Raw genomic sequence first — 12,011 nt, forward strand, 5'->3', positions numbered from 1 at the left:
CTTTTTGGAAATTATCATTTGCGGTGCAACACTTTTCATTTGGCTTGTTGAAGTGATTGAAGCTTTGGTACTGCATTTCTAGAGAGGAGGATGAGAGGGAACGCCTAAGGTCATAAGAAGAAGGCTTACTAATCTGAACAAAAGCTCAAAACTCCGAATCGATTTATGAAAACTTGCAATACCTGTATAAAATATTATCCTCCGCTTAAATCGATACTGCGAAATAGACAACTTAAACGGAGGGATGCTAATGCTAACTCTCTTTTATAACGGAAAATACACTACATTAATCAGCTTGCATCCCACCATCGACATTATATAACGTTCTCGTTACAAAGGAAGAATGATCGGATGCAAGGAACAGCACGACTTGTGCAACTTCCTTTGGTGCTCCAAATCTGCCTAGTGGAATACCATGTTTTTTTTATCCAGATCCTTAATTTCCTGGAATGGTCCATTGATACCTGCATTATTGAAGAAAACATCAATCTTTCCCAATGCACCCACAGCCTGTTTTACATAATTCTTCACATCTTCTTCGTTTGTAACATCAGCCTGGACAACTAAAATATTTTCTTGATCCGCACGCATTTAATCTACTAGTGTAGGGAGATCAAATAAAATAGGAGCTTTTATATTCTTTTAGAGTGATAGAAACTCGCTTGATTTCTTTCGTGTTTCCGGACTCAAATATGAATCTGATCATATCCCTTCCTAATCAGCTTATTAAAGACTACCCAGCTACTCAGCCCTGATTCCCAATTCCCGCATCCTCCTCTCCTATTCCATCCATAACGCCTCGCGCGCCATACTTAATCGGCACTAAATTCCATGGTAAGCAGCTCACACTGTGGTTAAGTGGGATAAATCTAACTAAGACTTACACAGTTTACTTGACAAACCTAAATTAAAAATACAACAGTTTAAACCTTCTTCTCCCCACATGCTATTCGACATGATTCTCCTCACCTTCAAGCCAGAACCACTAAATTCATCTTCCATAATCACCGACTTAACGAGTGAATATAGATCCGATTACAAAGTCTAGAAAAGATGACAAAAATTCGACAACAAACCCAAAAGACAAATAAAACCATCTGTGAAATCCTTTACAATGCAAAAAAATAATGATATAGTCATTATAATGAATTATATAATATTCATTAAGACATTATAATCTATTGTAAATGAAAGGTGGAGATGTCACATTAATGGCTAGGTCTAAAATCCCTTTATATAAACAGGTTAAACAAAAAATGATCAAAGAAATCAATCAGTATATGAAGGCAGGTGATTTAATTCCAACAGAATCTGAACTGGAAGAAAAATTTAACGTCAGCAGAATTACGGTTCGAAAAGCGATTGATGAGTTGGTAGAAGAAGGCTACGTTGAAAAAATACAAGGTAGAGGGACTTTTGTTTTATCAACAAAAATTGTTCAGGATGCCAATAGTATTACAAGCTGGACAGAAGAAATGCTTTTAAAAGGGAAAAATCCTGAAACGAAAAGCCTTAAAATTTATGAAGTAAACCCCTCTAAAAAAATGAAAAGAAAATTACGCCTTCATCCCAATGAAAAAGTAATATGTATTGAGCGGATTAGGCTAGTGGATGAAAAGCCAATTGCATTGATGTTCAACTATCTAAGGGAAAAATATGTCCCGGGTTTTCTTGAAAAGGGATTCACTAGAGAGTCATTATATGAAGAATTGGAAGAAAACTATGGCATCGTGCTGGAAGAGGCTAATGAACAAATTAGAGCAAGGCTTGCAACTGATTTGGAAGCGTCAACATTAAATATTTCTCCAGAAGATGCAGTCATGCATATTACGAGAACAACATATTTACCAAATGGTACGCCAGTCGAAATGGTAGAGATGGTCAGTCGATCAGATGAATATGAATACCATATTAAAGTTTCAGGCCGTGAGCGTAATAGAATTATTAAGGAGTGAGCAGCGTGGGATTACTAAAAGAGGAAGCAGTACTATTAGACGCTGAAGTGGATAACCCTATAGAGGCTATTCGTCTAAGCGGGGAATTATTAGTTAAAGCAGGTTACGCATCTGAAGAATATATTGATGCGATGATAGATGGCTTTCAAAGCGTAGGACCATATATCGTCATTGCACCGGGTATTGCTATACCGCATTCTCGTCCAGAACGAGGAGCGGTTGCCACAGGATTCTCTATCGTGAGGTTAAAAGATCCGATTGAATTTGGGCATGAAAATAATGATCCGGTAAAACTAGTTTGCGCTATAGCTGGTGTAGGTAATAATGGTCACATTGAAATGCTTCAAAAAATAGCAACCATTTTAGGTGACAAAAGTAAACATGAACAAATTTTGCAGGCAAGTGACTTTGATGAATTAGCTAAAATAATAACAATATAGGAGTGGTTCGTATGTATATTCTTAGTGTATGTGGAATGGGATTTGGTACAAGTTTGATGTTATTAATGGATATTCAAGCAATGGCAAAGGACCATGGTTACACAGTAGACGGAGAAGCTTCAGATCTTGGAAGTGCTAAAGGAAAGAGCTGTGATTTCATGGTAGCTTCCAGTGAGATTGCTGCAGAGTTATCTAGTGAGGACGTTCCCGTTATTTCAATTGACAACATGTTAGATAAAAATGAAATTAAAGAAAAAGTACTTCCTATGATTGAAAAGCTATCTAAGGGGTGATAAAAGTGATTGATGTTCTAGTCTCTATATTAAGCAATCCATCTATTATTATCGCAATAATTGCTGGATTGGGACTGGTTGCCTTAAGAAAGTCGACCTCGGATGTTATTAAAGGTACGATGAAAACGTTGTTCGGATTTTTAATTCTTCAACAAGGCTCTAACATTATCGTCAATGCTTTAATTCCATTTAGCACGATGTTCACAGAAGCTTTTGGTTTAACAGGTATAGTTGCAGAAGATAATGCGATTGCTGCGGCTGTCCAAACAATACTTGGAAGAGAAACCGCGTTCATATTAATATTTTCGTTTTTAATTAATGTGTTAATCGCGCGGTTTACTAAGTTTAAATATATCTTTTTAACCGGTCATATGATGTTTTCCTTTGCAGCAACGATGGCCATTGTGTTTAGTCAAATGGGGCTTTCCAGTGTAATGACGATTGTGTTGGGATCGATTGTTCAAGGTATCGCAATGGTTGCCTTTCCCGCAATATCCCAATCTTCCGTACGTAAGGTGATTGGAAATGATAGTGTGGCCTTTGGTTTCTGGGGAAGTTCTTGGATTTCTCTATCCGGATGGGTAGGAGGGAAATTTGGAAACAAAGATCAGTCTTCTGAAGATGTAAAAGTTCCAAAGTCCCTCGACTTTCTGAAAGATATGAGTATTTTAATGGGAATTATCATGGTATTGGTTTATACCATTACAGCTTCGTTTGTTGATGCTAGTGTGATAAATGAGATAACTGGAGGAGTTAACCGTTATCAGTTCGCCATTTTTACAGCATTAGAATTTGTAGTTGGTATTTTAATCTTATTAATGGGTGTTCGGATGTTCCTTGGGGAAATTGTACCTGCATTTAAAGGTATTGGCGAGAAAATTGTTCCTGGAGCAAAACCTGCACTTGATGTTCCAATCTTCTTTTCTTATGCACCCGTTGCCGTAACAATAGGATTCCTGTCAGCACTAGTTGGAGGCTTAATTGTTACATTCATGTCTAGCTTTTTACCAGTTGCAGTTTTACCTTCTGTTATAGGTCTTTTCTTTATGGGTGGTGCTGCAGGTGTATTCGGGAATGCTCGCGGCGGATTAAGAGGCTCTATCATTTCAGGATTTTTCCTAGGACTTACTTTCTCTTTATTAGTTGCTTTCGCTTACCCATTAGTAGGTTTATCTGAATATGGAGTAAGTGGACTATGGTTCGCCTCACCTGACGCCATTATTGTCATAATTCTAATTAAATTAGTAGGTTTATTATTCGGAGTGGCTTGGTAATTTTATTCCTCTAGCATGCATGATTTGCGGTAGGTAAATCATGCATGCAGTATTGGTTCCTCAATTAATTTTCAGACAACTAGAAGAAGGAGTGTTAGAAATGAGTAAAAAAATTAGAACAGTATTAGGAGATATTGCGAAAGATGAACTGGGATTTACTTATAGTCATGAACATTTATGGACAAATCCCCCAGCATCTCAAAAAGACCGTGACTTGGAATTGACAGACTATGAAGCGAGTGTTAGTGAATTATGGCGCTTTAAAAAGGCTGGCGGAAATGCTTTACTAGATGCGACTACATTGGATTATGGACGTGATGCTTCTAAACTGGTCAGAATGTCCAAAGAAACAGGAGTTCATGTGCTTGCTACTTCGGGATTCAATAAGCATATCTATTTTCCAAACTGGGTGGATGCTTTAACCGTTGATGAAATCACCCAAAAACTAGTGAGAGATGTAACGATCGGAATGGATGGAACAGAGGCAAAATCTGGTTTCTTAAAAGCTGGTTCCTGGAACCAATTAATTCATCCTTTAGAAGAAAAAGTTACCCGTGCTGTTGCTAGAGCACAGTTGCAAACTGGCGCACCAATCTGGTTGCACACAGAAGCCGGAACAATGGGGATGGAGATGCTTGATGTTTTAGAAGAGGAGGGAGTTGATTTATCATTAGTCGCTGTTGGTCATAGTGATCGAAATGCTGATCCTTACTATCACTTACAGTTAGCAAAAAGAGGTGCCTATGTACAATTTGATGGAGTAAGCAAGATTAAATATTATCCGGATAGTACACGCGTATCCTTGATCCGTAATATGATCGATAACGGTTTTGCTAATCAATTACTCATCTCTGCAGATATGGGACGTCAGGCTTACTTGCACGCATACGGTGGTGGACCTGGATTTGAATATATTTTGAAAAAATTCATCCCAAGATTATTGGATGAAGGTATTGATAAAAAAGATATTGATACTATTTTTGTTGATAATCCAGCCAATTGGTTAGCTAGATTTTAATAGGAGGGCTGACAATGAATCGTAACTTAATTGCAATTATCCGCGGGGTTGATCCTGAAGATATTCTCCCTATTACAAAAGGATTGTTAGAATCGGGTATATCTTGGCTCGAAGTTTCTTTAAGTGATGAAGCAAAAGGCTTAGAGTGTATTCGTAAAGTAAGTGATGCATTTGCTGATGAAGTCCAACTCGGAGTAGGAACCGTAATATCAGAACGCCAAGTGGATGCAGCATTGGAAGCTGGCGCAACATACATCATTACACCAGGCTGGGACCGCGAAATAGCGAAGTATGTACGCGCAAAAGATATTCTCCTATTCCCTGGTGTCTTCTCGCCGGGTGAGATTATGCAAGCAGCGAGTCTCGGCATCGAAACGGTTAAAGTATTTCCTGCTATCGATTTGGGATTTGGATTCATTAAAAATGTTCGAGGTCCTTTTCCAAACATGAATTTTATGGCAGTCGGCGGGGTAACGAAAGAAAACATTCATGAGTTTAAAAATGCTGGCTACTCCTCTTTTGCTATTGGAAGCGATCTGGTACCAAGAGGGGCGTCAAGAAAAGACGTAGAAAAAATCAAGGAAAACGCAAAAGCATTTGTTCAATTATTGGAAAAGGAGGCATAGTCATGGGATTAGCAAAAGAAATTATCAAAATGAATCGTGATGAGGTAGCTACAGCTATAGAAGAGTTCCCGGTTGCTATTCTTCCTTTAGGTGCAACGGAGCAGCATGGACACCACATGCCTTTGGGAGTCGATATATATTTAGCGGAAGCGATGTCCAGAAGATTATCGGAAAGAACTGGGGCATTGATGTTACCGGCTATGCCTTTTGGTTATTCTTGGGTATGGCGTGACATTCCAGGCACTGTTTCCATACAGCAGCACCATGTGGAAAGTATAATAAAAGATGTAGCGCATAGTGTCTCACGCTATGGTGTGAAACTGTTAGTCCTAGTTAATGGACATGACTCAAATAAAACAAGTATGAAATATGCCACGAGAGAGCTGATGGATGAATTAGATATGCCGGTTATCTATATGTTTTATCCAAATTTAGAACAGATCCGCAGCGAGATTTGTGAATCGCCGACATGGCATGGCATGGTCCACGCTTGTGAGTTTGAAACTTCCTTAATGCTGGCAGTAAAACCTGAATTGGTTAATATGGAAAAAGCGGTGAAAGAGTATCCTGAAAAACCAAGCTTATATGGGAAGTCAACTATTTCCTTAGGCGATTTGAGTAAGAGTGGTATATACGGGGATGCTACTCTCGCAACTAAGGAAAAAGGTGAAGAGATGCTTGAGAAATATTTAGATTTGATGGAGACTTTGGTAGCAGAGGCTTATGATGAAGTTAAATAAAGAGTAAAGAAGAACTGAGACGTAGATAGCTTCAAATAGAAAGATGAAAAAGTTCCGAGTGATAAGAAGTTTGCTTGGGGCTTTTTTTGTGTAATGTATATGATATGAGTACTTCTAATCGCCTGAACAAACTGGAATTTGTTTCAACTAGGTAATTAGAGCACTTTTATTCGCTCGAGTGAATGGTGGTATGAGTAAACTTTTGATCTCCGCCTCCGATAAACGCGTTTAAAAACGTGTGAGAATTTTAAAAAAGGGTAGTTAAAAAAGGGAACGAGAAACCTCTTTATCGGTGTAATTGAATAAGGAGGCAAGAGCCGGCTGCATAATTCAGGAATTGGGTTTGTGAGGAGGAGAGCTTATGTTTCGATTAGATAAGGAAAATAGAGAAAGATATACGAAAAATATAATAAAAGCTTTAAATGAAAATGATAAAGAAGAGTTTCGTGAAAGCTATTTAGAACTTCACCCATCCGATCAAGTAGATATTTTTATTACGTTGGATAAAGAGGGACGGGAAAGAGTGTACATGTTTTTAGAGCCGAAAGAGTTTGCCGTCATCTTCTCTGGCTTGTATTTTATTCATCAGCAAGTTTGTATCGAAGAATTGTCGGATGAATATACTTCGGAAATGCTAAATAATATGTTTACAGATGATACGGTAAATTTTTTGAAACGAATTAATCAAGAGGAAGCGACGCAAATTCTTGGTAAGTTGGAAGAGGAAAAAGCGGAGAAAATCCAGGTGATTCTAGATTATGATTTGGAAACTGCTGGAGCCGTGATGACCTATGAATATATCACAGCTTTCCCGGAAGAAACCGCAGCAAACTTGTTAGACAAAATAAGGAGAGAAGGCTCTCGCGCTGAAATTGTTTACTATACGTATGTAATAGATAAGGAAGGTTATTTAAAAGGTGTTGTCACGTTAAAAAAATTAATTACAGCTGACCCGAATGATGCAGTCCGGGATTTGATGCATAAATATATTGTATCTATTCCGGCAAATATGGGACAGGAAGATATCGGGAAAGTTATTCAGAAATATGACTTATTGGCTCTTCCCGTTGTAACGGAGCAAAATCGCTTACTTGGAATCATTACAGTGGATGATGTCATGGACATAATTGAACTGCAAACGACTAAAAGCTTCGGCGAATTCTCAACGGTAAAAGATGCAACGGAAACAGATACGAGCGCTTTTACAGCGGCAAAAAAACGTGCACCTTGGATTGTTTTTCTCATGTTTGCCGGGATGATTACAAGCGGGGTTATCGGGCAATTTGAAGAAACATTAGAATCCGTTGTCGTCCTAGCAGCTTTTATGCCGATGTTGATGGATTCGGGAGGAAACGTGGGAACTCAATCATTAGCAGTTTCTGTTAGAGGACTTGCACTTGGAACTATAGACGTGGAAGATCTGTGGCGAATGATTAGAAAAGAATTTTCGACAGGTTTTTTAATCGGATTTGTTTGTATGGTGCTCATTTCCATCTTGATTCTCATTTTTTATGGAAATATCATGCTAGGGGTAGTTGTTGGGCTATCCATTCTTGTTACATTAAGTATATCGGCGGTAATCGGGTTAACTTTCCCACTAATTCTTAATAAATTAAAATTTGATCCCGCTATTGCTTCAGGTCCATTTATAACGACGATTAATGATATTATCGCATTAATGATTTACTTTTCAATAGCTACGACATTTATGAATTATTTATAAAAGAAACTTCATTCAGTGGGAGTTTTGACGCCGAGGATGTTAGTGTGCGACGTTGCGAAACGAATCGCGTTTTTAGTCGACGGCTCATTTCCCACTGAATTAGCTTTCGTGAATCACGTTGTTAGCTTCCGTTATTTTTCGCCTAAATAGATTTGATTGAAGTTTTACGGTCGATTGCACCGTGATAAAACGGTTAAAAAGAAAGCGATGGCTTGTGCGACTTTAACGAGGGAAATGACTGAAAAAAGTGCACTTAAATTTTGCTGTTAAGTGTCACTAGTTAGTTATTGGAAGGTCATTTCATCTACGGCTAAGCAAAGTTGTAAAGCGAAGGACGTACAAGCATTACTTGACCCACCTAGAGGAAAAATTGCAGACAACAAAAAGACGAAAAGAATCCCATTCTGATCCTTTTCGTCTTTTTTCCATTTATTTGTTGCAGAAAGTAGTAGCCTACATCCTCACCCAATTATTCCTTATTGCAGCAAGTACGGCATTCGTCCGATTTTTAACCTTCAATTTTTTCATGATGGAGGATACATCATTCTTCACTGTCCTATCCGAGATGTTAAGTTGTTTTGCGATTTCTTCATTTTGACAGCCATTGGACATCCTCTCTAACACTTCCCATTCTCTATTGGTCAGTAAACCGGATGGCCTAGTCACAGACTTATTTGTAATTCTTACATATTCATTAAGGATAGTAGATGAAAAATACGTATGGAAATATTTCTGGCCTTTTAAAATGTCTTGAATGGCTGATTTGAATTGATTGAGGTCAAGGTCACCGTAAAAATAACCATCGATCCCTTTTTTCATCAATTCTACTATTTTCTTTCGATGAACTTCTGAAAAAGTCCAAATGGACATTTTAAAATTCCTGTCTTTATAATTTTCATAGATTTTATCCTGACTCGTTTGAGCGTTTAATTCGAGAATTAACAAATCCGTGTAATAATGAATCCAACTCTCACCTGAAAGGATCTCGTTATAATTATAAAGTTGAAACGTATGCTCTGGTATTTCCTCGTTAAGAATATTAACGATCCCCTTCATATACAAACTGTTATCATGTATAAATGCAATATTGCCCAACCATTGTTCATCCCCTATTTATTCAATATTTCTATAGTTTAAATCGTTGCACCACATCATTCAGTTCCTCAGCAGTTTTTGCCAGCTGTTCGGAACTTCCCGCTATTTCCTCCATTGAGCTGCTTGTTTGCTGCGTGGATGCAGCAGTTTCTTCAATCCCCGCAGCAGATTCTTCTGATATGGAAGCTATCTCCTCAATGGTTCCGTTCATTTCTTGGGTGTTTGCGGTAATGTCAGAAAGATTTTCCGTTATTTGCGTAATATGTTCAACTACATCTGTGGAGGCATCCTTTATACTTTGCAGTTTTTCTCTAGTTGTTTCGATTTAACTTGTGCCTGCTGTAACTTCTTAGTATCCTTCCTGGAGTGATTCCGTCACGATTTTTGACTCATTCTGGATAGCATCCGCGATAGATGTTGCATCTAATACAGATACGGAGACTTGTTCAGCGAGCTTTCTCACTTCATCTGCAACAACAGCAAATCCTTTTCCATGTTCGCCAGCTCGCGCTGCTTCAATTGCAGCGTTTTATGCGAGTAAATTTGTTTGATCTGCAACGTCGTTAATAACAGTTACCAATTTTGAGATTTCTTTAGCTTGTACATCTAAATGCCGTATCTTTTGAACGCCGTCTTGAATGATTCGATCGATTTTTTCCATTTGTGCTACGGAGCTCTCCATCAGCTGATTTCCCTCATTTGTCAAATGCAGAACATGCTTCAAATGGCCATCGACGGCTTCTCCCTTTTCATTGGCCTTATAACTTTCGTTGTAAAAGAATTCATTGCTGATGCCAAGTCAGTCACACTATTTGCCTCTGTTTCCGATCCGGTGGCCAATTCCTGCATCGTTGCAGAGACTTGCTCGGTTCCTGACATTACTTCATTCGCCGACTGGGCCAACTCTTCACTGTTGCTCGCAACGATGCTTGAGGTATTGGAAATATTCTCTAGTACTTTTCTGAAATCGGATTGCAATCGATTGACTGAATCAACTAATACTCTTGTTTCATCGTTTGAATTAACTTTAATTGGCTCAAGGCTTAGATTCCTCTGCGCTAGCTCATCCATTCTTTCAGTGGCTAATAAAAGTGGCCTAGTTATGCGATTGACAAAGAACCAAGTCATCATAATTCCAACCAATATTGAAATAACACTCGTAATTAATATTGCCTTTAGTATTTCATTAGCTGACTCATTAAAGTCACTCATATATGTACCAGAACTGCTTTGCGTTAGTTGGGTGGGGTGGGCTGATTGTTGTTGTTTCAATTATGAAGTGGAGCTATTTTATTATGACTGGAAGCAAGGAAGAGCGAAACTACTAAAAAGTTATTTAAACTTGCTCAAACTACTAATTTATATAAGTTTGAAATAAAGCTTTTTAATTTACAATAATGATTGATAAAAACAATTAAATGCGATAATCTGTTCGTATAGTATTTTTGATATCTAAATTATTAATTTTACCCAAATGAATAAAGCAAATTATGATAAACCTACTGATTTATGATTTGAACAACTGTTTATGCTTTTTTGTTTTCTTAAGGCTAACTAGCCAACAACTGAATCAGTTCATCCAATCGAATCAGGTATGACAAAGAAGGTCCCCCCACTATTTGAATACTATATTATTTTTACCTTGGCTTGAACTGCTTGATTAGGCTCTTGACGCCATATCACTTCTAAGTTCGACAGACGTGTATGAGCCGCTAATGGCAATATCACGCAAACAAGGTTAAGGCTGAAGAGAGTATTGCTATTTGGTCTAATGTTCTCTTCGGATAACGACGGGTCATCTTTATGGCAATAATTAGGCCAAAGTACGGCAAACGAAACTATTCTTAAAGTAATTATAGAAATATTATTCAAGGAAACGAGTGTTATTACATTGTTAGAAAATTCATTAAATTTATTGATTAGAGAACCATCCTTAGACGTAATTATAGCTTCTATAATATCAATTTTGTCAATATCATTTGTTATTATAAAAATATTTTTTAAAGTATTGAATAAAAAACCGTTTGAAAAGATGCTAACCCCTAAATATGAAGCTGTTTGGGAAGATTTTCTTGAGATTATTTTTACATCACTTATTTTTACTTTTGGATTGATGTCGGCCGGGTATAGCATAGGAGTAAGGTTCAACCCTCTTGGCAACGTATGGTTGATACTGTTATTACAGTTAGTGTGGATAATTATTATAGCGGTATGTTTTATTATAATGGCTATTATATCAATTCCTAAATTTAAGAGTTTAATAAAACAAGGCTATACATCTAAAAAAATCATTAAATGTAGCCTTTTATTGAGTTATGTAGGTATTTTTTTTACAGTTATAATAATAATGTCGTTTTATGTGAGTAATGCTCTAGAAGAAGATGTTTCTTTATACAATCAATTACCTGTTATGTTTTTCTTTGGAATAACTAATGTTATTTTGTTTACTATTAGTGTTGCAACAGTAAGGCTAATTAATCGTGCGCTACATTTATTTAATATGCAGAGAGAGATTTACAAAGTATCTAAAATCGATTCAAATCAGGTAAACAATTTATACTTTATTTATGCAATGAAGGAAGATATTCATATTTTAAGAGAAACTAAAGATTTAAATGACAATGACTTATCGGTAGTATTTGTCTATTATGTTAAGGAAGATATTCTTTTGAAATACCAAAAGCAATCAATAATTACTACTAAAAAAAGAGTAGAGGCAGTCAAATAATATCGCGGAGCAGTAGCACGAAAATAGACAATTCAAATGAAAAAATAGCTAATAATATATAGTATAAACATGTGAATAATTAAAAAACAATGTATTTATTAATCGAATAATGAAAGTTT

At 37.0% G+C, this 12,011-nt stretch carries 16 protein-coding genes; 9 read left to right on the forward strand and 7 right to left on the reverse strand.

Going from position 1 to position 12,011, the window contains the following annotated elements; genetic code table 11:
• Positions 1-286: 286 nt before the first annotated feature.
• Entirely contained in the window at positions 287-367 is an 81-nt protein-coding gene (locus tag SPD53_RS18475) for a hypothetical protein (RefSeq protein WP_336253434.1), read from the reverse strand.
• Positions 368-402: 35 nt separating this feature from the next.
• Positions 403-591, reverse strand: a complete 189-nt coding sequence (locus tag SPD53_RS18480; RefSeq protein ID WP_336253422.1) for an SDR family oxidoreductase — start codon at positions 589-591, stop codon at positions 403-405.
• Positions 592-1,211: 620 nt separating this feature from the next.
• Here SPD53_RS18480 and SPD53_RS18485 point away from each other — a divergent pair.
• From SPD53_RS18485 to mgtE, 8 genes are all read left to right on the forward strand, one after another.
• Positions 1,212-1,955: a GntR family transcriptional regulator gene (locus tag SPD53_RS18485; RefSeq protein WP_156855234.1), complete on the forward strand. Its 744-nt coding sequence runs from the start codon at positions 1,212-1,214 to the stop codon at positions 1,953-1,955.
• Between the two features lie 5 nt (positions 1,956-1,960).
• Positions 1,961-2,395, forward strand: coding sequence for a PTS sugar transporter subunit IIA (locus SPD53_RS18490; RefSeq protein ID WP_336253423.1), 435 nt, complete (start codon positions 1,961-1,963; stop codon positions 2,393-2,395).
• Between the two features lie 11 nt (positions 2,396-2,406).
• Positions 2,407-2,688 carry a PTS sugar transporter subunit IIB gene (locus tag SPD53_RS18495; protein ID WP_336253424.1) on the forward strand — a complete coding sequence of 94 codons (282 nt, stop codon included), beginning with the start codon at positions 2,407-2,409 and terminating at the stop codon, positions 2,686-2,688.
• Between the two features lie 5 nt (positions 2,689-2,693).
• Positions 2,694-3,962, forward strand: coding sequence for a PTS ascorbate transporter subunit IIC (locus tag SPD53_RS18500; protein WP_336253425.1), 1,269 nt, complete (start codon positions 2,694-2,696; stop codon positions 3,960-3,962).
• Positions 3,963-4,062: 100 nt separating this feature from the next.
• Positions 4,063-4,980, forward strand: a complete 918-nt coding sequence (locus SPD53_RS18505; RefSeq protein ID WP_156855230.1) for a phosphotriesterase family protein — start codon at positions 4,063-4,065, stop codon at positions 4,978-4,980.
• Between the two features lie 14 nt (positions 4,981-4,994).
• Positions 4,995-5,606 (forward strand): bifunctional 4-hydroxy-2-oxoglutarate aldolase/2-dehydro-3-deoxy-phosphogluconate aldolase, encoded by a 612-nt coding sequence (locus SPD53_RS18510; RefSeq protein ID WP_336253426.1) that lies wholly within the window; start codon positions 4,995-4,997, stop codon positions 5,604-5,606.
• A gap of 2 nt (positions 5,607-5,608) precedes the next feature.
• The gene (locus SPD53_RS18515) at positions 5,609-6,346 is read left to right on the forward strand and encodes a creatininase family protein (protein WP_336253427.1); all 738 of its coding nucleotides are present in this window, start codon (positions 5,609-5,611) and stop codon (positions 6,344-6,346) included.
• A gap of 361 nt (positions 6,347-6,707) precedes the next feature.
• Positions 6,708-8,069: a magnesium transporter gene (gene mgtE, locus SPD53_RS18520; RefSeq protein ID WP_336253428.1), complete on the forward strand. Its 1,362-nt coding sequence runs from the start codon at positions 6,708-6,710 to the stop codon at positions 8,067-8,069.
• A 453-nt stretch (positions 8,070-8,522) separates the two neighbouring features.
• Here mgtE and SPD53_RS18525 read toward each other — a convergent pair whose 3' ends face one another.
• The 5 genes from SPD53_RS18525 to SPD53_RS18545 form a co-directional block, all read right to left on the reverse strand.
• Positions 8,523-9,125, reverse strand: coding sequence for a response regulator transcription factor (locus SPD53_RS18525; protein WP_336253429.1), 603 nt, complete (start codon positions 9,123-9,125; stop codon positions 8,523-8,525).
• A gap of 70 nt (positions 9,126-9,195) precedes the next feature.
• Positions 9,196-9,375, reverse strand: a complete 180-nt coding sequence (locus SPD53_RS18530; RefSeq protein WP_336253430.1) for a hypothetical protein — start codon at positions 9,373-9,375, stop codon at positions 9,196-9,198.
• A gap of 138 nt (positions 9,376-9,513) precedes the next feature.
• Entirely contained in the window at positions 9,514-9,684 is a 171-nt protein-coding gene (locus tag SPD53_RS18535; RefSeq protein ID WP_336253435.1) for a methyl-accepting chemotaxis protein, read from the reverse strand.
• Positions 9,685-9,693: 9 nt separating this feature from the next.
• Positions 9,694-9,888: a hypothetical protein gene (locus SPD53_RS18540; RefSeq protein WP_336253431.1), complete on the reverse strand. Its 195-nt coding sequence runs from the start codon at positions 9,886-9,888 to the stop codon at positions 9,694-9,696.
• Positions 9,885-10,436, reverse strand: a complete 552-nt coding sequence (locus SPD53_RS18545) for a methyl-accepting chemotaxis protein (RefSeq protein ID WP_336253432.1) — start codon at positions 10,434-10,436, stop codon at positions 9,885-9,887. The genes SPD53_RS18540 and SPD53_RS18545 overlap by 4 nt, the downstream gene beginning before the upstream one ends.
• Before the next feature lie 619 nt (positions 10,437-11,055).
• Between SPD53_RS18545 and SPD53_RS18550 the strand changes: the two genes are divergently transcribed.
• Entirely contained in the window at positions 11,056-11,892 is an 837-nt protein-coding gene (locus tag SPD53_RS18550) for a hypothetical protein (RefSeq protein ID WP_336253433.1), read from the forward strand.
• The last annotated feature ends 119 nt before the right edge of the window (positions 11,893-12,011 follow it).

Origin of the sequence: Oceanobacillus sp. MO10714A (assembly GCF_037072045.1) — a bacterium.
GTDB classification, from domain to species: domain Bacteria; phylum Bacillota; class Bacilli; order Bacillales; family Amphibacillaceae; genus Oceanobacillus; species Oceanobacillus indicireducens.

Coding starts and splice junctions, on each gene's coding strand:
- SPD53_RS18480 (WP_336253422.1), bottom strand. CDS start 591: ATGCGTGCGGATCAAGAAAATATTTTAGTTGTCCAGGCTGATGTTACA.
- SPD53_RS18485 (WP_156855234.1), top strand. CDS start 1,212: ATGGCTAGGTCTAAAATCCCTTTATATAAACAGGTTAAACAAAAAATG.
- SPD53_RS18495 (WP_336253424.1), top strand. CDS start 2,407: ATGTATATTCTTAGTGTATGTGGAATGGGATTTGGTACAAGTTTGATG.
- SPD53_RS18505 (WP_156855230.1), top strand. CDS start 4,063: ATGAGTAAAAAAATTAGAACAGTATTAGGAGATATTGCGAAAGATGAA.
- SPD53_RS18510 (WP_336253426.1), top strand. CDS start 4,995: ATGAATCGTAACTTAATTGCAATTATCCGCGGGGTTGATCCTGAAGAT.
- SPD53_RS18515 (WP_336253427.1), top strand. CDS start 5,609: ATGGGATTAGCAAAAGAAATTATCAAAATGAATCGTGATGAGGTAGCT.
- mgtE (WP_336253428.1), top strand. CDS start 6,708: ATGTTTCGATTAGATAAGGAAAATAGAGAAAGATATACGAAAAATATA.
- SPD53_RS18525 (WP_336253429.1), bottom strand. CDS start 9,125: ATGAAGGGGATCGTTAATATTCTTAACGAGGAAATACCAGAGCATACG.
- SPD53_RS18530 (WP_336253430.1), bottom strand. CDS start 9,375: ATGAACGGAACCATTGAGGAGATAGCTTCCATATCAGAAGAATCTGCT.